This is a genomic window from Rossellomorea sp. SC111 (genome assembly GCF_024733565.1).
Lineage (GTDB): Bacteria > Bacillota > Bacilli > Bacillales > Bacillaceae_B > Rossellomorea.
Genome location: NZ_JANIOC010000010.1, coordinates 165,673 through 184,479, shown reverse-complemented (window position 1 = coordinate 184,479; position 18,807 = coordinate 165,673). Strand labels below are relative to the sequence as shown.

The following is an 18,807-nucleotide window of genomic DNA, read 5'->3' as shown; positions in this document are numbered from 1 at the left end:
GGGTAAATTTTGTGTAAATAAGGTAAATTGAGTCTTATTTCACAAAGATCAAATGGTGATTTTGGTACATTTCACCAAAATAAAAAGTGACCCCTCTCAAACAAATCTTTAAAACTACCATGTTCCCCCATCCCATTTTCCTATATAATGAATCTACTAAATGTTAGTGAAATTGGGGGATTCATCCTTGGAGATATTTCAGCACTTTCAGCGTACCATCATTAAAAATTATCTTTTAGGCAGTTTTATAGCAGTGTTCGGTGTCGGGTCTGTGTTCATTTTCCAAACCCTATCCCTTAAAGAAGGCGAATTCATCGCCATGGGAAGCATCATCTTCCTTTCGATTGTCACGATGTTCGGTTTTGAATTTCTCGTATATCAGAAGCATATTCGTCCAATTAAAGAGATTTACACTAAGAAGCATCCAATAATCAAATTGGAGCTTCTCCTAACCGCCTATCAACAAACAGAAAGGTTCCCGCTGTTAACGGTTAAACGAATCATGTTCCCACATTTTCTGGGACTTGCTGTACCGTCAACCTTGCTGACAGTGGTCTTCATCCGGGTAGGCTCTCTTTCCATTCCATACTCGTACATTCTTTACGCCTGGTGCGGGGCTTTCTTAGTGGCGATCCTTCATGCGTTGATTGAATTTTTCTTAACCTTCAAAGCTTGTCACAGGCTCCAGGGAGATCTGATCCTGAAAGCGATGGAAAAGTATGGGGTTGATCCCTCCAGTCAGTCCACTCTATTTATCAGTTTAAAACAAAAAATTCTGGCTGCTTCGTTATTTCTTGCCTTGTTTCCGATTCTGCTGTTTTCACTTGCTTCTCAGATTCGCTTATCCATCACGGACTCTGCTCTTCTAGTAGACTACTGGAGATGGGCTGCTGCCTTGATCCTCATTATTACAGTACTCGCCTTCTATGGGGCGATCCTTATTTTCAAAAGCATTGAAGGACCCGTCAAGGAATTGGTCAACCGTTTTGAAAAAGTGGAACAGGGCCACGTTGCCCCTGCTATAAATACGTATACGGACGAGTTCGCCCACCTCTTTTCGGGATTTAATCATATGGTAGAAGCCATCAACCTCCGGGATCAGAAAAACCTCCAGCTCCTCGACCAGTTTTTCGCAGTGGTGGCAGGTACATTGGATGCCCGCGACCCTTATACTGCCGGTCATAGTAAGCGTGTGGCGGAATATTCCGTGATGATTGCCAGACAGTGTAAATGGTCTCTAGAGGACATCGATTTACTCAATAAGTCAGCCCTCCTTCATGACATCGGAAAGATCGGGATTCGCGATGATGTACTGTTAAAAGAAGGAAAATTGACAGATGAAGAGTTCGATCAGATCAAGCGTCACCCTGTGATCGGTGAAGAAATTGTGAAAGGGGTTCAGTTGACGGAAGAACTCCTGCCCATCTTACCCGGGATTAAGCACCACCATGAGCGTATGGATGGTTTCGGGTATCCCGATCGATTAAAGGGAGACCAAATACCCGTATTCGGTCGGTTGATCGCTGTCGCCGATGCATTTGACGCCATGACGTCTGATCGCCCTTATCGTAAAGGGATGCCTTATGAGAAGGCCTTCTCCATCCTGCAGGAAGGAAAAGGGACACAGTGGGATAAGGAATTTGTGGATGCCTTTTTGAAGAGGATGGAAAAAGGATCCGGGGATACAAGGCAGACAGGATGAACACTCACCCCACACCAATAAGGATCCGTTTCATATCGACCGGATCCTCTTCCTGTTTAATCATTAAGCTTGGGCGCCTAATATATGAATCCTTGACAACAGGCGGCACAAACTTGGTTTCAATGATTGGAATTTCTGTTGTCACATAACCACCCTCAAAACGAACGAATTTTCTTACTATTCTATCATATTTATATTGGGCAAAGGAGGACAACTAGTACATTATTGGCAAAAAAAAAGAAGGCGATCCTCTTACAAGTCGCCTTCTCTGTCGCTCTATTTTCTAAATTGCACATCCCATTCATTAATCGGCCAATAGCGAAGGTCCACTTTCCCGACAATCTGCTCACGGTCGACAAATCCGAAATAGCGGCTATCCATACTTCCGCGGCGATTATCCCCGAGGACGAATATCTTACCTTTAGGAACGATTTTTTCACCTGTGATTTCCTGCAGGGTAAAGTCACCCGTCAGCTTACTCCCGATATACTCCTGCTTGAATTTCTCTAAATAGGGTTCTGGATAATACTCCCCATTCACGTAAAGTTTGTCATCTTTGTACACGATTTTATCACCAGGCAAACCAATGATCCTCTTCACATAATCTTCTTTTTCATTTGCATGGAACACCACTACATCAAAGCGGTCCAGTTCCCCTATATGATAGCCGATTTTATTGACAACCAGTTTATTTCCATCCTGCAGTGTCGGCATCATGGATTCGCCTTCCACCACATAGTTGGAGAAGAGAAAGGTCCGAATGATGATGAATATGATTAATCCAATTCCCAAGGCTTTGATCCATTCAAGTCCTTCTCTTTTTACCTCTTCTCTCAATTTGATTCCTCCTGCTTTTTCCGTTCGATTCGTTGGTCTAATTCCATTTTCTTATTCAGATGTATCTCAATTCGTTTTCCGACAAACCATAACACGAAAATAATAGCCACAACGATTACTGTACGAATTGGTTGTTTAACTAATGATATAATATCATATCCAATAAAACTTATGGTGAATATCATCACCATTTTCCCCGTTACCACCGCCAGCATATATTGAGCGATGCTGATGGAGGATAATCCTGCCACTACATTCACAACCGCCGACGGAGTAAACGGAAAACATAAAAGGATGAACAACGGTCCAAACCCATGCCGGTCTACCCATTTCGTCAAACGATTCACTTGCTTATTCTTTCTTAAGAAGCGAAAGACCCGTGCCTCCCCGTATCTCCTTACCAATAGAAAGACAATCAGGGCACCGAGGGTCGCTCCAATCCACGAGAACAGGAAGCCCCACCATAAACCGAAAGCATTCGCATTGGCCGTCACAAACACCACCAGGGGCAGGAACGGAAGAAATGCCTCCAGCAACGGAAGGAGGATTCCGGGTATCGGTCCAAATGAACGATATTGCTGAATCAAATCCATCATATTTTCTAGCGTAAACCAATCTTTTATCTTATTGATATTCATATGATATGTTTCCCCTTAAACGACCATGAACTTCGCCTTCACTACTTACTCTCTCATCATATCACACCGGTACAGGATTTCCATATTGCAATTTCACGCGTCGTTTTTATTAATACACGTTTTCCTAAAGCAGGGGATTGTAAACCTCATAGGGGAGAGTAATTTTTCAGGACGAGCCTGTTATGCGGATCTGTCGAGCGTCTAAAGATGGCAGTTATCCGATTTCTTTATCCGGTCATCCTTTATTATCGACTTTGGATATTATTTTTTCGGTATTCCCCCATATATTATCGATTCCCCTATTCCCCTCACCAAAAAAACTGCCATCCACACCGGAATGACAGTTCTCCATCTTTTCTATAAATGCTCCCCGAACCAATCCAGAATCTCCTGTAACCGTGCTTCCCGCATGGATGGCTTTCCGGTCCGGGAGAGGTTGTGGTTTGATTCCGGGAAACGGACGAACTTCGTCTCTTTTTTCTCCCGTTTTAATGCGATGAATAACTGTTCGGCCTGCTCGATCGGGCAGCGATAGTCCTTTTCACTGTGAAGGATCAATAGAGGAGTATTCATATCCTTCACGTAGGCGAGAGGAGAGTGCTTCCACAGAGTTTCAACGTCCCCAAGGTCACTTTGGATCTGCCACTCGGAGAAATAGTAGCCGATGTCGCTTACTCCATAAAAGCTGATCCAGTTACTGATCGAGCGCTGGGTCGCCGCTGCTTTGAATCTGTCGCTGTGGCCGATGATCCAATTGGTCATGAAGCCTCCATAGCTTCCACCGGTTACGCCAAGACGGGATTCATCAATGAACGGAAATTCCTTTAATGCATATTCCACTGCCTTCATGATATCTTCGTAATCCCCACCGCCATAATCACCCCTTACAGCATCGACGAACTCCTGACCATAGCCGTGACTTCCGCGGGGATTGACATATAAGACAGCATATCCACAATTTGTCAGAACCTGGAACTCATGAAAGAATGTGTTTCCGTACATCGTGTGAGGACCGCCATGGATTTCGACGATAAGTGGATACTTCTTTCCTTCCTCAAACACCGCAGGTTTCATGATCCAGCCTTGTACCGGCCAATCTTTTGCCCCATTGTACATGAACGATTCCGGAGAGGACAGTACCCTTTCGGCAAGCAGGTCTCCGTTTAAACGAGTGATGGCGGTCAGTTCCCCGGTCGGGACATGCAGTGTATACAATTCTCCGGGTTCTGTCGGTCTGCTCATGGCCAACAGGATGGTTTGGCGGTCCGAATCGAGGTCAAATCCGTAGACATGCTGCTCTTCCTGTAAGAGTGCAGGATAAATGGCACCATCGATGTGAGCATAATAGAGGACAGTATTTCCCGAATCCGATGCCAGAAAATAAATACTTTCATTGTCCTTTGACCACTGTATCCCCGTCCGCGACGAGCCCTGGATACTGTCGCTGTTAAGATAATCCCCTACCGGAACATCCATACCTTCAGTCAGGCAAAGAGAGTGTCCGGTCGCAGGTTCGTGAATCCATATCTTATTGTGAGTCGCGTTTTCAAATTCACGATTGTGGCCTATATAGGCGAGGCGCATGCCGTCCGGGGACCAACTTGCTTCTCCGTAGTACCCCGGCTCCCCGTTCACTTGCTTCAATTCTCCAGCCTCAAGGTGAAAAAGATATAAATCGGACTGGAATGAAAAGTCCCTGTCTTCTTTCCAGTCTGTCGATACGGCAAGGTACTTTCCGTCCGGGGACCAGGAATGAAGCGTGTAGTCATGCTCATCATCCGTGAGCCTTTTCATTTCCTTCGTTCCTATATTCACATATGCTATCTGTGAGTATGAATCATCATGGAAGCCGCGATCATCACTTTTATATTTCATGCTTGTTGTAACAAACGGCTTTGGTTTCCTCTCTTTTTCTTCTTTATGATCGAACGCTGCGCCTTTCTCTAAGCGAATGGATACGGCAATCTTTTCACCGCATGGAGACCACACAGGATTCGAGACCGCAGTCGGACAGTCCGTGACTCGCTCTGCTTCCCCTCCATCCCGACTGATGAGATAAAGCTGATTGACACCGGACCGGTTGGAGATGAAAGCAATCTTTCTTCCATCAGGTGACCATCTTGGTGACGAAATTCTCTGTTCCCCAAACGTCCATTGACGAATGGATTTTTCTTTTAGGCGGATACTATGTAAGGTTGAGAAATATTCATCTTTTTCTTTACACATCACCGTTTGAACAAACACAGCTTCTTCCCCACTCGGTGAGAGTCTTGGATCCGATACAGCCTTCAATTCATAGAGGTCTTTTATGGTCATGCTTTTCTTCATGTTACGGCACCTTCCTTTCATTCTGTACCTTTTATATTTTCGACACTGAAAATACGAATCCCTCCACGGATAAAAACCTGCGATCCCCTTCATAATAGAAACAAATTCAAATTCTACAATTTTCCCTATTGAAAGTAAATCGAAATCAACGTAAAATATAAAATACGAACATACGTTCTACATCAAAGTGAAAAGGAGTCTTTTCATATGACAAGGATACCGGAGAGCGATCGGAATATTTTGGAGCAGGCAATCTATCTGCCCATGGTGCTGACGATATTGAATCGCGACCTGCAAGTCGTCGACAGCAGCCCTTTTAAATTAAAGAGACCGTATTTAGAGATGATCGAGGAGACGATGAAGGTCATTCAGGGAGAGCTTGCCCATGTTAAAAAGTATATGAGGACGAATAAGATGAAAGTTGAACGGATTCAATCGGATGATGCTTTTACGATGTATATGTTTTTGTATAAGGGATATGAAGAGCATCATAATTACTTCAATCCTCGCCTTCGGAACCGGGTGGAGGATTTAATGAGACATTATTTGTTCCGCCGTTTCACGGAAACGAAGAAAGATACAACAAAAGAAGCGTGATACTCTGCTCACGCATCGGTTTTGTGGATATGTCGATTCAAATAAAACGTCTTCACATTATTCATTTCAGTCTGGACCCTAGTATTATATTTACTTTCCATTTCGGCGATCCGTTGTGTGTAGGCTATGCGTAAATCTGAAGTACGGAGCATTTGATTTTCAAAGGAACTGTAAGAAATGGGAACCGTGCAGGATTCATTGTTTTGAAGGAAGATTCGTGTTGATCCATTTGTCAACCGTTCATATCCCCGAACATGGGAGTGGGATATCCAGGCACATTCCTGCTTGACTGGAGATGATGTCGGGAATAGATATATGGACATATCAGGGTTAACCATGATGGGGGCTTTGTAGATGATACCCGTAAGTTTTTTCGTTCCTTCTTTCCTGCCTTCATAAGAACAACCAAAGAATTCACAACTTTTCTTCAGGATCTCAAAGGGTTTGAACGGAGAAATCAATACGTCATCCACCTCTATTATTTTCGTAAATGTCCTGGCGCCATATTCCATAGGCTGAAGGATCATCGTATGGGGATTCACTTCATATTCTTCTATAATTCGAGATTTTTCTCTCATTTCATCGCCTCCATTTACATTTTTCACCAAAATAATACCACAAAATTCGAGGATTGTCTCTCATATTTTTAAAAATTCTGATATTTATATTCCTCTACTGATTTATGAATAAAAAATTATCAGAATATTTAAATTTTTGGTTGAATTTTTACTACTTACCCCATATACTAATAAAAAGAATTCAGGGGTGACGTATATGGAAAGCAAAAAATCCTATACAGAAATGATGAAAGCCGCTGCCATGACCCGGAAGAAAGCCGCTGAAAGAAGCGTAATGGAAATCTATATCGATATGGTACTGCATGAAAGTATTTTAAAGACACAGAAATCTAAACTCCTTATTGACATTGATGCCGCCCTGGATGCAAAGGATAGAGTACTGTTCATGAAATTATCAAAAGAATTAAATGAATTAAACGTTAGTTACGGTTAATCATACTAAATGGCTGACTCCATCTGAGTCAGCCATTCCCTTTTTATTGGACGGGCCTTTGGTACCTCCCGTGCATGACTTCTTCTCCATTGGCAAATCCTAATTGCTAACCTATACACGATGGAGCGAATCATCATGATCCTATTGATAAAAGTTTTGGTCCTCTACTTGATCACCATAGCGGCTATGAGGCTGATGGGTAAGTCTACGATCGTGCAGATGACCCCGTATGACCTGGTGGCCATCATCATCGTCGGTACCATCGCCTCTGAGCCATTGATTTCAACAAAATTCTGGCCGACCATCACAGCCCTCATCTTCCTAGTAGGGCTCCATGTGCTATTTTCATTCCTTACGTTAAGTCAATGGGGAAACCGGTTCTTCCTGGGAGAGCCGACATTGTTAATAAAAAATGGGGAAATATTAGAAGATAACCTGGAAAAATCAAAAATCTCACTCATTCAATTAACGTCCATCCTCAGATCTCAAGGATACCCCAAGATTTCAGATGTCGACTATGCGATGCTCGAGCCGATCGGTGAGGTGAGCATCATCCCCAAGGTAGAAAATACTCCGGTCACCGTGGAACATCTCAAGTTAAAAATCGACGACGAAGGTCTGCCGATTTCAGTCATAGTGGATGGAAAGATTCAAACCAGGAATTTGAAACTCCTGGGGAAATCGAGGGAATGGCTGGAAACTCAACTAACCAACTCCAACCTGCATCACAAAGATGTGATCTTCGCCTATATGACGGAAAAAGCAAAGAATCTCGTCATCAGCAAAAGAGAAAAGGCCTAGACTGGCCTTTTCTCTTTACTCTTCTTTCTTTTGTGCTTCATATTGTTCAAGCATCGACAGACGCTCAAGCATGGTCGGGTGTCCGTAACGGAAAACTTTCACTAAAAGAGGCGGGTTCACTTGGGATAGTCCTACCTTCGATAACTTCTGGAAGGACGAAATGGCCGCTTCCTTGTCACTGGTCATTTCGATGGCATAGCGGTCTGCCCTCGTTTCCTGATACCGGGAGATCCAGTTACTGAGTGGACTGATCGTAAACAAAAGCATGGACGTTATCATTAAAAATAGAGGAAGTGAGCTCAAGCTCGAGACGCTCGATACTTTCAAATCATCACTATGATTTGCCACGATCCCCCTCATCAGCTTAGCGGTCAGGAATAGTCCGAAGAAGGACAGAACGAGATAGATCCCGATCCCGATGTAGATGTGCTTTTCCACGTAATGCGCCATTTCGTGGGCCATGACAAAGAGGATTTCCTTGTCTGTCAGCTTTTCAAGGGTTGTGTCCCATAAGACGATCCTGGAATTGGATCCCACTCCGGTGACATACGCGTTAAGGGAATTGGTCTTCTCGGACATATCGACTTCAAATACGTGATCTGCAGGGATCTTCGCCCTGTCTGCAAGGGACAGGATCTGCTCCTCCAACGCTTTATCCTTCAATGGATAGAAGTCATTATAGAGAGGGTCTATCAGGACAGGCTGTACGAACATCATGAAAATCGTGAATGGCACAGACAAAGCCCATGCCGCAAGCCACCAGCGTTGTTTGAAGCGCTTCATCAGGGCATACAGGACCGAGACAATGATGAACATCAAAAGATAATTCACCCAGAAATCCGTGATTTCGTCTTTCATCCACATCGAAAACGTCTGAGTGGAAATATTGTAGCTTTTTGAAATTTTGTATGAAATATACTGCAAGGGGAAAATCGCCACAAAAGAAGAAATCGATAACCAGAATAAGAAAATGGCCGTTTGAAGGAACCCGTTCTTCACCGTTCCCCTCGCCCATTTCTCAAACACACGGGATACACCAAAAATCAGGATCAAGAAATAGAATATCCATTCGTAGGGAGTCGATAAGAAGAACAAAAGATTCTTGATCTTTGAAAAGTCCTCACTTAACATGATTTCTTTATTATTCATAAAGGTGGCCGGGTCCGCACTGCTTCCCTTATACGTTTCAGGTAAAGTGGAATCCGCCAGGAAAAATAAGTACACATATAAAAATAAGCCTAATAGCAAATAAGCAAGTATCGACCTGAGCGCCCATTTTCTAGCCAACATGTTTCCTCCCTTCTCGTCTTCACTACTATATGTAATACCCTGTCCAAAGTTTTAGAACCTAAACACGGACGGTGAATGAAATGGTGCGGTTCGTGATGGTAAATCGTCTATCTGTCTTTCAGGTGATGTACGTGTCCCATTTTGAATTCATCTGCCAGAAAAAACTTTATCTGCCAGATTCAAAATTTATCAGCCTTTCCACAAAATACGACTCCCATGCTCAAAAAAAAGCCACGATTCAGATCGTGACCCATACCCTTCTACATCAAGAAAACGGAATACAAAGACAAAACGGAAATTGCCCCAATCACCACAAGGATGACGTTGGCACCCAAAAACGCAATGGCAAAGGCAGCTACCGTCCCAATCACTCCAAACAGGACATTCCCTTCCTGGATTAACAAGATGCTTGGAAAGATCAACGCACCCAATACGGCAAAGGGGACATTCTTCAGCACCCCTTGAAAAAAAGGAGGAAGCTCTTTTCCCTTAAATACGAGGAAAGGGAGCATTCTCGGTATGTAGGTCACTATGGCCATTCCCATGATCATCCACACAATTGCCTGATTCATACGGTTCCTCCCCTCCCTTTGAGCATGACGACTGCCTCAACGATCACGGCAGAAGCAATCGTAGCAACCACAATCGACCAGCCATTGGAAAGGTTCGTCGTAAACAGGAGAGTAGTATTCAAAGACCCTGCCACCACGGCTAAAAATGTGACCTTGACACTTTTTTTCATGGAAGGAACAAGAAGTCCGACAAACATGGCGTATAAAGCAATGGTCATACTGACCTGGAGAAATTCGGGGAGGACCTCTCCGATAAAATATCCCACCCCGGAGTTCACGACCCAGCTTCCGTAAGATATGAGCATGACTCCAACGGCAAACCCCGTCTTTACTTTCCCCTCTTTGACACTGATGACCGTGAAGGTTTCATCCGTGATACCAAACGCATAAAAAAGCTTTTTAAACAAACGGTCTTCTTCAAGCTTCTCACTTAAAGATGCAGACATGAGAAAGTGACGGATGTTTACAATGAACGTTGTCAGTATGATTTCAATAACCCCGGTACCAACCGCAATCAGACTCAAGGATATATATTGAGCAGCCCCTGCGAACACGAGCATACTCATCAGGATCGTCTCCATCACTGTAAGCCCTGTAGTCCGTGCCAACAGTCCAAATGTCAGGGCAACAGGCATATATCCAATGGCAATGCTGAGGCCGCCCTGCAGGCCATAGCGAAAATCACTCGTTTTTTTCGTGGAAAGAAGTGCTTCCATCCCCTCACATCCTTTATAATAAGTGTTATTCACTGTTTTAATTTTTAGATAATTTATTATATTATACATATAGACGTTATGATAAAACAAGAGGAGTTTTGTTCATGGAAAATTTCCCGATACAAATTGGTGATAATATCAGAAAGATAAGGAGAGAACGGGGATTCAGCCTTGAACAAATGGCTGAACGGACAGGGGTCAGCAAGGCGATGATCGGTCAAATTGAACGGGGTGATTCGAATCCTACCGTCGCCATTCTGTGGAAGATTGCCAATGGCTTGAAGGTATCCTTTTCTTCTCTCATTGAAAAGCCGAGCAGCCAGGTCTCCATCATTCATTATGAAGACGTCCAGCCTGTGCTTGAAGATGATGGCAACTACATTGTGTATCCCATCTTCCCTTTTGACCCCTTAAAGAAATGGGAAAGCTATCGGGTGGAAATGAAGCCGGGTTGTACCTATCGGAATGAAGGACATACGAAGGGTGTGGAGGAGTACATCACGGTCCTTTCAGGAGTGATTTCCCTGAAGATTGTAGAGGAAAAATATGAATTGACGGCGGGAAGCTCGATTCGATTTGCGGCTGACTCCGGCCACGAATACTCCAATGAGTCGAATCAAGAAGCTGTCTGCCAAATGGTCATCTATTACGGGGAAGAGTAAAGCAGTCATGAAATGGGACCTCCATTTCATGACTGCTTTTTTTCTCACGTCGTGTCAAACTTTGAAACTGACCAATATACTATTACATCTTTAAATTGAAAGGAGAATAGTGAACATGACTCCTTCCCTCCCCTCATTTGACCTCCAATTCGATCATGCTGCTTTAAGGAAGCTTGAACGCGATGTATGGAGCAACACTTCTGTTCCGGCTCAATTGAAAATAGAAGATGCCGTACACGACATCCATATCCGGTACAGGGGATCCTATACACGGGAATTGAAAAAAAAGTCGTATCATATAGAATTTTCCAGTCAACGCGCCTTGGACGAATCACCAGAACTACACCTGAACGCAGAGTCCATGGACCCCTCCCATTTCCGGAATAAACTTTCCCTTGATTTCATGAGGGAACTGGGCATCCACACACCGGAAAGTAAGCATGTATTCGTTACACTTGATGGAAAGCCTCTTGGCTTATACCTTCAGTTGGAATCGGTGGATGAGATCTACCTGAAAAAGAGAAACCTTCCATCGGGGACGATCTATTATGCTGTCAGCGACAAAGCTGACTTCTCACAAAAGGGAAAACGGGGCCTGACATCAGGATACCAGCGAAAACTCGGAAATATGGAAGATGATCATACACTCATCCACTTCATCAAAAGAATCAATTCACCATCAAATTTCTCACATGAAATCCCTCGGCTCTTACACATTGAAAACTACTTGAGGTGGCTTGCCGGGGCTGTCTGTACGATGAATAATGATGGATTTACCCATAACTACGCTCTGTATCTGAACAGGAGAGAACAACTATTTTCCATCATACCGTGGGATTACGACGCTACGTTTGGAAGACGTGTGAACGGGGACGTTATGGAATGGGATTATGTGCCGATTACGGGAAAAACGAAAAACAAACTGACCACACAGCTGATGAAACGATCCGGATTCCGGAAATTATATAAGGATATATTGGAGGAGATTCTCGATACGACGTTCACTGTGGAATACCTTGAAGACAACGTGATGAGCTTACATTCTTCCCTGAGACCCTATATCCTGATGGACCCCCATTTCCAGAAAGATATTGATTTGTATGACCGGGAACCTTCCTTCATCCTTCAGTTCATTGAAGATCGCGGCGCTTACCTGAGGCAGGAATTAAAGCATCTCTAGCAAAAAATAAAGCGTGGGAATAAGAAATTCCCACGCTTACCATTAACAGAACGTATCCTTCGGTTTCGGAACGGACAAGCCGAACAGTGGACGAAGATATAGTGCAAGGAATGTGCCGGCAAGGGCCAGGATTCCCCAGATGTACCCATGAAGGCTGAAGGAAGCAATTCCTCCGAAATACGCACCGATATTACATCCAAATGCCAATCGGGCACCGTATCCCATCAACAGTCCGCCAATGACCGATGCCGTGGCATTTTTACCAGTAATCTTATTGAAACGGAACAACCCTCCGGCTGCAGAGGCAAGGAATGCTCCAAGAATGACACCGAAATTCAATACAGTTGTGGAATCAGCAAAGATTGACGCTTGAAGGGCCTCGGCATTGGCTCCCGACCAATAACCCCAGCTAGCAACCTCTACCCCGAACATTCCGGCAACCTTGGATCCCCATAACGCAAAGGCAGACGTAATCCCCCATGGATTTCCCCTCGTCATAAGAGTGAGGGCATTCAAGACCGCAAGAACGATGGCAGCAGCAATAAGTGGCCAGGATCCACGGAAGATCCTCTTCCACCCTTTAGTTGACGGAAGCTTAGCCATGCGCGGTGGATTTTTCTTCTTTTCGATTCGAAGGGTAATCCACGCAATGAGGCCGAAGAATAATAGGGAAACGACCCATGCCCCGAAATAACCTAATCCGGTGGACGTAGCCAGCGAGATCGGCTTAAAGGAAGGAAGCTCCTCTGTCCAAAATGGAAGATGGGCCGCTCCTACGGTTGCACCTACAATAAAGAATAACAGCGTAATGAACATGACGGAACGTCCTCCGCCAATCGCATAAAGGGTACCCGAAGCACACCCTCCCCCTAGCTGCATCCCGATCCCAAACAGAAAGGCACCAACAATCAGACTGACACCGACTGGTGACACATAGCCTGTCGCTTCCCCTCCAAAGAATGTATACCCTGTAGCAAGAATCGGTGCAAACAAGGTAACCGCAACGGCAAGCATTACCATATGGGCACGCATCGCCTGCCCGTTTCCGACAGACATCACCCTCCGGAAGGCAGAAGTGAATCCGAATCGTGCATGAAATAATGTATATCCTAACAGAAGTCCGAGAACGAGAAGCACGGTTTGGGCCAATTCCTGTGTAAAGAGAAGGTATAGGCCAAGAACCGCTGATACGATGATCCCACCAGTCACTAATGACGTCTGTGGTGAGTTCAATTCGGTACTCTTTTTCTCCGGACCTTTCTGTTCATTAATTGGTTGAACATAGTCAGCCATCGTAAATCCTCCTTAATCTTATTGATTTGGTTGGAATTCATTTTACAATAGTAATGGATTCTTCGGCTTCTGTCAAAAGAAGAGCTTCCATAAAAAAACCACCTGAGCGGGAACACTCAAGTGGTTTTACATTATGAAACCAGTGCCAACATAACCGGAATCGTGACGATGCTCAACAGGGTCGTAACCAAAGTACTTGCTGACACGAGATCAGGTTCTGTATTGAATTGAAGAGAAAACATCGTCGTATTGGCAGCGGTCGGCATGCTGGCCAATATAATAAGAATCGAACCGAGTGTAGAGGAAATCGGCAGCAGGGAGACGATCGCCAATGCCAGAATGGGCGACGCGACCATTCTCATGATCACGATGAAGGACAGTGCGCTTCTCTCCACTTTCTTCCCCCCAAGCGTGGCCAGCTGCATCCCGAGAACCACCATGATCGTAGGGATCGTTGCTTGCGAGATCAAGTCTATCGTCTGAGTTAAGAAGAGTGGAACGTGAAGGTGCAATACTTGAAAAGCAAGCCCGATAAACGCTCCATACAAGATCGGCATCTTGACGATCTTTATCCAGATTTCCTTTGGTCCCCTTGCTTTGTCACTTCCGCTAATGGCGTAGTACAATCCGATCGTATTCATCAGGAACGACTGAATCACCATCATGATGACCGCATAGCGAAAACCGAGTTCGCCAAACCCGAACAGAATGATGGGTACACCATAATTACCCGAATTCATGAAAACGCCGGAAAGGATCATAGCCGATTCTTTCGGTTTTGAATAATTCCTGATTGCAGCTACAATCTTGACGGAAAGAATCAATATTACACAAAGTGCGATACAAAAAAGAAAAATATAAAAATAGTCCATATTCAGTTCATTTTCGTAAAAGGTCTTGAACGCCAGGAATGGATACATTAAGTAGATGGCCATCTTCGCAATCGAATTGATTTCAAAACCAAGTTTCTTTTGTCCTATATATCCAACAGCAAAGACCAGTAAGGCAGGCAGTACAATCAATATTACGTCCATTTATGTCACCACAATCTATTAAAATGAAAGATAGGCCTGACTGCTAGAGTCAAGCCTAAGTGTACCACATTTACAGGAGTGGAATAATTAATCCGGCTAACAGCAGGATCAATGCGCCACCCAGTCGTGAAGAAATCTGTGCGAATGGCATAAGCTCCATTCGTTTGGATGCTGACAACACGGCAACATCCCCTGTTCCTCCCATATTCGCCATACACAGCCCTGCTGTGATGGCTGCTTCGATCGGATAAAAACCAACCATTTTCCCAAGGATTGCCGCACCGATGATCGCCCCAAGTACCACTCCGAGTACGGTCAGGATATATTGAAGGGTCAAAGCCTCAAGGACCGTATTCAAATCCGTGTACGCAACACCGATCCCAAATAATAAAGCGAAAGTCCAGTTAGCGGCTACAAATTGATACCACTGACTTGCTCCCTCCACTACATTTTGTGGAATGATATTTGAAATCTTCGCCACAGCCACTAAAATGATCATGATCGCATAAGGATGAAGCGGAAGAATGGATCCAAGCAAGGTACCAACCGTAAAGAATGTCAGGGCAGCAAGTAAGCCTACTCCCATCTTTTCAATATGATATTTCTGCTTTGTTTTCTCATAGGTAAAGCCTTTCATGAGCTGGCCGTTCCCACTCAGGGAAGGGACCTTTTTTCCGATAATATCAAGAACCGATGCCAGAATGATGGCAAATACATTTCCCAACGCAAGTGCCGGTACAAGCATCGATATATAATAGCTCGGATCATTACCCATCATTTCTGAATAGATTTGACTCATCGGCACTGCACCGGCTCCCATTCCACCACCCATGATTGGCATGGTAATGACAAGGATGGCTTCTTTAAGGGTAAACCCGACAAGAGATCCAAATATACATGCCACAATGATCGCTCCGGCCACTGCCCCGAAGATTGGCAGAAAGTAGCGGAGGCCCACCTTTACCAATACTTTCGAATTCATCCCCAATATACTTCCGGTAATTAACGCCGCAATATAAAAATTCAAGAATCCGCCAGACTTCATAAAGTCAGTCATGGATGTGACCGTGGTCTCGGGAAGCAACCCGGCATAGACCATATAAGCTGCGCCGAAAATCGCTATGATGGCACCGCCTCCCAGGAATGTTTTCACGATGTGTGTTCGGTCTCCCGCCCATCCAAATAATTCACCCAGGACCATCATGACGAGAAGGCTTCCGATCATTCCTCCAGGCAGATTCCCCGTGTACATGCTAACCAGCGTAATACCCGTAAAGACCAGAAACCAAAGGATCGGTATATTGAAAACCCTTAGAGTACGATTTTTCGTATCCGTCCCATCCTCTTTTGTTTTCTCATTTTCATATGAAAGTGTTGAAGCTGCTTGTCCCATCTTGTTCATCCCCTTTGTCGATTTATAAGTACGAACTAAAATGCTGTACCGCTCTTTCCAGCACTCTCTTCCTTACACCCCTGTAATCGCCCTTTAGCAACCGCTTACATTATATTCATTTTATGAAAACGTTTTATGATTTCATAGATTATGAAACTATTGTTTGTATTTTGAAATTAAAATAAGCAGCCATAAGCTGCTTATAAATAACTTTCGATTCTGGGAATATTCTTTCTTTTCAACGTATACCGAAATACCGGCCTTCCGATTCCATAGACCAAGGTTTCATCCACAACCCCGATTTCTTTCAAAAACCTCAGGTACTTTCTGATCGACACCCGTGAAATTGACGTCACATCCGCTATATCATCTGTTGAAAATGACTCTTCTTCGAAACTAACAAGCTCTTGGAAAACAGACGCTAATGTACTTCTCGTCAACCCTTTAGGAAGGGGTATCTCCTCCCGGTTTTCTTGTACTTCCCTTAGTAAAAGTAAATCCAGTTCATCCTGTCCAATGGTAGCGTGCTTATGAAGCATATGAGTACTCTTCCGGTAAGACATCAACGCTTTTTTAAACCGTTCAAATTCAAAGGGCTTGATTAAATAGTCCACCACGCCCATCCTGAGGGCACTTTGAATATTTTCTACTTCTGATGCCGCTGTGATGAGGATGACATCTATTTCCCGCTGTTCCCTGCGTATTTGCTCCAATAAGTCCATTCCCGTTTGTTTCCCGGGCAAATAAACATCCAATAATATTAAATCGACCTTTAGCTCACTTACCTTCTCCAAGGCATCTTCAATTGAATTCGAAATGCCGATTAAATGAAATCCATTCATTTCTTCCAGATACCTTTGATTAAACCGTGCCACCATTGGATCATCTTCCACGATCAATACATTAATCACCCTTCATTCCCTCCTCATATGAAGCCTGAACAATCATAGTCGTCCCTGAACCTTCCTTCGATTCAACATGCAGGACCCCATTGAGCTTACCGATACTCTCTTTCACTAGGAAAAGACCGTAGCCGCGTCCTTCTCCCTTAGAAGAATACCCCTTGATGAAAATATCCTCTACCATATCCTCCGGCATCCCCATTCCTGTATCGGTCACAACCATTTCAAACTGACCATCCTGATAAAATATCTCCATCAATACTTCCTTTTCGTCACAACCCACCGTTGCATCAATACTATTATCCAATAGGTTTCCAATGACGGTTATCAATTCATGGGTAACGGCAGGGTCCCTTGGTTCCGGAAGAAAGTCGTGGCATTCGATGGTTAACGAAACGTTCTTTTCCCTCGCATAGCTTAGTTTCCCCATGATAAAACCGGCAAGGGCGGGGTCTTTCACTTACGAGGTTACCATGCTCACTTCGTCGACACGGAACGAAACAAGTTCTTTCACATACCGGTCTAAATGGCTGTAATCCTTCATTTTCACGAGTCCCAGAATCACATGCATCTTATTCATGAATTCATGTGATTGGGCACGGAGAGCTTCCGCATATAATTTTACACCGGTTAGTTGTTCCGCTAATTGATTCACTTCCGTCTTATCACGGAAGGTAGAAATAGCTCCGACTACTTCACCATTGACGATTAATGGAACCCGGTTCACGAGTATAGATACACCGTTGATCGTCTGCTCCTCGTCAAGCTCGGGTCTCCCCGTCTCCATCACCCGTCCAAGACGGGTGTGCGGCATGTATTCCTTAATGGGCATACCTATCGGATCAGAGCTCAGTCCAGCTTTATTGAAAATTTTCAGTGCTGATTTATTCACCAGAGAAATGGTGGTATCTTTATTCACAGCCACCACTCCTTCATGGACCGACTGAAGCATCGTATTCCGCTCCTCCAAGATCTTCGCGATCGCAAAGGGTTCAAGCCCAAATAAAATTCTCTTTATGTACCGGGCAATGATAACAGCCCCTATGATCCCCACAATGATTCCGAGAGCCGATCCCAATAAAATATTGTAGTGGCTTTGATTCAAAGCTTCCTCCACACTTTTTAAGGAAATCCCGACAGACACTGCCCCAATCTGTTCGTGTTTCTCATTGTAAACGGGAGAAAAAGCCCTGACAGACTTACCAAGAGTACCTTCAGAAATCGACAGGCTTTCTTTTCCTTCCAACACATCCTTCTCGTCCCCTCCGACAAAGTGCTTGCCAATACGATCAGGATCGGGATGGGATTTCCGTATGCCCTCCATATCCATCACCACAACAAACAGGACCTCTGCTGATTCTTGGATATCCAAGGTGTATTCTTGTATGCTGTCTTCCTTTTCTTGATTCTGAAGGCCGCTCTTCACAATCGTCGAGTGAGCCACGGTCCTTGAAACAATCTTGGCTTTTTCTTCAATATTCGCTTCAATATTATCATTGAGCGTCCTTGAAATCAGCAGATCGGTTATGACAAGGGAAACGAGGACAACGACACAGACGAAAAGAATGATGATGGTACTTAGTTTAAGCTTTTCCTTTTTCACGGGAGTCACTCCTGTGCAGTTTGGTATGATTGTTTATTTTACATGAAATTTGGTTTTATGATAGACCTGCGTAAAGAAAGAGGCTGGGACAAAAGAATTTAGTCAAAAGAAAATCCGAACGATTATTCGAAATCGTTCGGATTTATCAATTAGCTGTTTACGTAAATACTGTTGGTTTTGGATGTAGTGAGTAGTGGTTGATTTCCGCTCCAGTTGCTCGCTTTCCGCGGGGCTGGCGGTGAGCCTCC

Annotated in this window: 18 protein-coding genes and 1 pseudogene; 6 read left to right on the top strand and 13 right to left on the bottom strand. The window is 44.2% G+C overall.

Translation table 11 applies throughout. The annotated features are described in order from the left end of the window. Positions 1-160 precede the first annotated feature (160 nt). Entirely contained in the window at positions 161-1,702 is a 1,542-nt protein-coding gene (locus NQ095_RS14750; protein WP_258264214.1) for an HD-GYP domain-containing protein, read from the top strand. A gap of 4 nt (positions 1,703-1,706) precedes the next feature. Here the strand turns inward: NQ095_RS14750 and NQ095_RS14745 are convergent, their stop codons facing one another. From NQ095_RS14745 to NQ095_RS14730, 4 genes are all read right to left on the bottom strand, one after another. Further along, on the bottom strand, positions 1,707-1,847 hold the full coding sequence (locus NQ095_RS14745) for a hypothetical protein (protein ID WP_258264213.1): 141 nt from the start codon (positions 1,845-1,847) through the stop codon (positions 1,707-1,709). A gap of 131 nt (positions 1,848-1,978) precedes the next feature. Continuing rightward, a complete protein-coding gene (gene lepB / locus NQ095_RS14740; RefSeq protein WP_258264212.1) occupies positions 1,979-2,539 on the bottom strand; it encodes a signal peptidase I in 561 nt (186 codons plus the stop codon). Next, positions 2,536-3,177 (bottom strand): TVP38/TMEM64 family protein, encoded by a 642-nt coding sequence (locus tag NQ095_RS14735; protein ID WP_098441093.1) that lies wholly within the window; start codon positions 3,175-3,177, stop codon positions 2,536-2,538. The genes lepB and NQ095_RS14735 overlap by 4 nt, the downstream gene beginning before the upstream one ends. Positions 3,178-3,534: 357 nt before the next feature. Continuing rightward, positions 3,535-5,505, bottom strand: coding sequence for a S9 family peptidase (locus NQ095_RS14730; RefSeq protein ID WP_258264211.1), 1,971 nt, complete (start codon positions 5,503-5,505; stop codon positions 3,535-3,537). A 207-nt stretch (positions 5,506-5,712) separates the two neighbouring features. Between NQ095_RS14730 and NQ095_RS14725 the strand changes: the two genes are divergently transcribed. Beyond that, a complete protein-coding gene (locus NQ095_RS14725; RefSeq protein WP_258264210.1) occupies positions 5,713-6,102 on the top strand; it encodes a YhjD family protein in 390 nt (129 codons plus the stop codon). A gap of 8 nt (positions 6,103-6,110) precedes the next feature. On the opposite strand, the gene NQ095_RS14720 is transcribed toward NQ095_RS14725, so the two are convergent. Further along, complete coding sequence (locus NQ095_RS14720) at positions 6,111-6,680, bottom strand: competence protein ComK (protein WP_258264209.1); 570 nt, start codon at positions 6,678-6,680, stop codon at positions 6,111-6,113. 196 nt (positions 6,681-6,876) lie between these two features. Here NQ095_RS14720 and NQ095_RS14715 point away from each other — a divergent pair, with 196 nt between their 5' ends. After that, a complete protein-coding gene (locus tag NQ095_RS14715; RefSeq protein ID WP_258264208.1) occupies positions 6,877-7,113 on the top strand; it encodes an IDEAL domain-containing protein in 237 nt (78 codons plus the stop codon). A 135-nt stretch (positions 7,114-7,248) separates the two neighbouring features. After that, positions 7,249-7,914: a DUF421 domain-containing protein gene (locus NQ095_RS14710; RefSeq protein WP_258264207.1), complete on the top strand. Its 666-nt coding sequence runs from the start codon at positions 7,249-7,251 to the stop codon at positions 7,912-7,914. A 15-nt stretch (positions 7,915-7,929) separates the two neighbouring features. Here NQ095_RS14710 and NQ095_RS14705 read toward each other — a convergent pair whose 3' ends face one another. The 3 genes from NQ095_RS14705 to NQ095_RS14695 form a co-directional block, all read right to left on the bottom strand. Continuing rightward, positions 7,930-9,201, bottom strand: coding sequence for a M48 family metallopeptidase (locus NQ095_RS14705; protein WP_258264248.1), 1,272 nt, complete (start codon positions 9,199-9,201; stop codon positions 7,930-7,932). 263 nt (positions 9,202-9,464) lie between these two features. After that, positions 9,465-9,776: an AzlD domain-containing protein gene (locus tag NQ095_RS14700; protein WP_258264206.1), complete on the bottom strand. Its 312-nt coding sequence runs from the start codon at positions 9,774-9,776 to the stop codon at positions 9,465-9,467. Continuing rightward, the gene (locus tag NQ095_RS14695; RefSeq protein WP_258264205.1) at positions 9,773-10,492 is read right to left on the bottom strand and encodes an AzlC family ABC transporter permease; all 720 of its coding nucleotides are present in this window, start codon (positions 10,490-10,492) and stop codon (positions 9,773-9,775) included. The genes NQ095_RS14700 and NQ095_RS14695 overlap by 4 nt, the downstream gene beginning before the upstream one ends. 104 nt (positions 10,493-10,596) lie before the next feature. Here NQ095_RS14695 and NQ095_RS14690 point away from each other — a divergent pair, with 104 nt between their 5' ends. Together NQ095_RS14690 and NQ095_RS14685 are read left to right on the top strand one after the other, a co-directional pair. Further along, entirely contained in the window at positions 10,597-11,154 is a 558-nt protein-coding gene (locus NQ095_RS14690) for a helix-turn-helix domain-containing protein (RefSeq protein WP_258264204.1), read from the top strand. Between the two features lie 115 nt (positions 11,155-11,269). Continuing rightward, complete coding sequence (locus NQ095_RS14685; protein ID WP_258264247.1) at positions 11,270-12,334, top strand: CotH kinase family protein; 1,065 nt, start codon at positions 11,270-11,272, stop codon at positions 12,332-12,334. 42 nt (positions 12,335-12,376) lie between these two features. Here NQ095_RS14685 and NQ095_RS14680 read toward each other — a convergent pair whose 3' ends face one another. The 5 genes and pseudogenes from NQ095_RS14680 to dcuS all read right to left on the bottom strand — a co-directional run bounded on the left by NQ095_RS14680 (position 12,377) and on the right by dcuS (position 18,559). After that, the gene (locus NQ095_RS14680; RefSeq protein ID WP_258264203.1) at positions 12,377-13,627 is read right to left on the bottom strand and encodes a YeeE/YedE family protein; all 1,251 of its coding nucleotides are present in this window, start codon (positions 13,625-13,627) and stop codon (positions 12,377-12,379) included. A 131-nt stretch (positions 13,628-13,758) separates the two neighbouring features. After that, positions 13,759-14,661, bottom strand: coding sequence for an AEC family transporter (locus NQ095_RS14675; protein ID WP_258264202.1), 903 nt, complete (start codon positions 14,659-14,661; stop codon positions 13,759-13,761). Between the two features lie 70 nt (positions 14,662-14,731). Beyond that, a complete protein-coding gene (locus tag NQ095_RS14670) occupies positions 14,732-16,054 on the bottom strand; it encodes a 2-hydroxycarboxylate transporter family protein (RefSeq protein WP_258264201.1) in 1,323 nt (440 codons plus the stop codon). A 200-nt stretch (positions 16,055-16,254) separates the two neighbouring features. After that, entirely contained in the window at positions 16,255-16,965 is a 711-nt protein-coding gene (locus NQ095_RS14665) for a response regulator (RefSeq protein ID WP_258264200.1), read from the bottom strand. Beyond that, positions 16,958-18,559, bottom strand: a pseudogene (gene dcuS / locus NQ095_RS14660) (DcuS/MalK family sensor histidine kinase). The gene NQ095_RS14665 and the pseudogene dcuS overlap by 8 nt, the downstream one beginning before the upstream one ends. Positions 18,560-18,807 lie beyond the last annotated feature (248 nt).

Excerpts from the sequence above, each read along its gene's own strand:
- NQ095_RS14750 (WP_258264214.1), top strand. The coding sequence starts at position 161 with ATGTTAGTGAAATTGGGGGATTCATCCTTGGAGATATTTCAGCACTTT.
- NQ095_RS14735 (WP_098441093.1), bottom strand. The coding sequence starts at position 3,177 with ATGAATATCAATAAGATAAAAGATTGGTTTACGCTAGAAAATATGATG.
- NQ095_RS14730 (WP_258264211.1), bottom strand. The coding sequence starts at position 5,505 with ATGAAGAAAAGCATGACCATAAAAGACCTCTATGAATTGAAGGCTGTA.
- NQ095_RS14725 (WP_258264210.1), top strand. The coding sequence starts at position 5,713 with ATGACAAGGATACCGGAGAGCGATCGGAATATTTTGGAGCAGGCAATC.
- NQ095_RS14720 (WP_258264209.1), bottom strand. The coding sequence starts at position 6,680 with ATGAGAGAAAAATCTCGAATTATAGAAGAATATGAAGTGAATCCCCAT.
- NQ095_RS14715 (WP_258264208.1), top strand. The coding sequence starts at position 6,877 with ATGGAAAGCAAAAAATCCTATACAGAAATGATGAAAGCCGCTGCCATG.
- NQ095_RS14710 (WP_258264207.1), top strand. The coding sequence starts at position 7,249 with ATGATCCTATTGATAAAAGTTTTGGTCCTCTACTTGATCACCATAGCG.
- NQ095_RS14700 (WP_258264206.1), bottom strand. The coding sequence starts at position 9,776 with ATGAATCAGGCAATTGTGTGGATGATCATGGGAATGGCCATAGTGACC.
- NQ095_RS14695 (WP_258264205.1), bottom strand. The coding sequence starts at position 10,492 with ATGGAAGCACTTCTTTCCACGAAAAAAACGAGTGATTTTCGCTATGGC.
- NQ095_RS14690 (WP_258264204.1), top strand. The coding sequence starts at position 10,597 with ATGGAAAATTTCCCGATACAAATTGGTGATAATATCAGAAAGATAAGG.
- NQ095_RS14685 (WP_258264247.1), top strand. The coding sequence starts at position 11,270 with ATGACTCCTTCCCTCCCCTCATTTGACCTCCAATTCGATCATGCTGCT.
- NQ095_RS14680 (WP_258264203.1), bottom strand. The coding sequence starts at position 13,627 with ATGGCTGACTATGTTCAACCAATTAATGAACAGAAAGGTCCGGAGAAA.
- NQ095_RS14675 (WP_258264202.1), bottom strand. The coding sequence starts at position 14,661 with ATGGACGTAATATTGATTGTACTGCCTGCCTTACTGGTCTTTGCTGTT.
- NQ095_RS14670 (WP_258264201.1), bottom strand. The coding sequence starts at position 16,054 with ATGGGACAAGCAGCTTCAACACTTTCATATGAAAATGAGAAAACAAAA.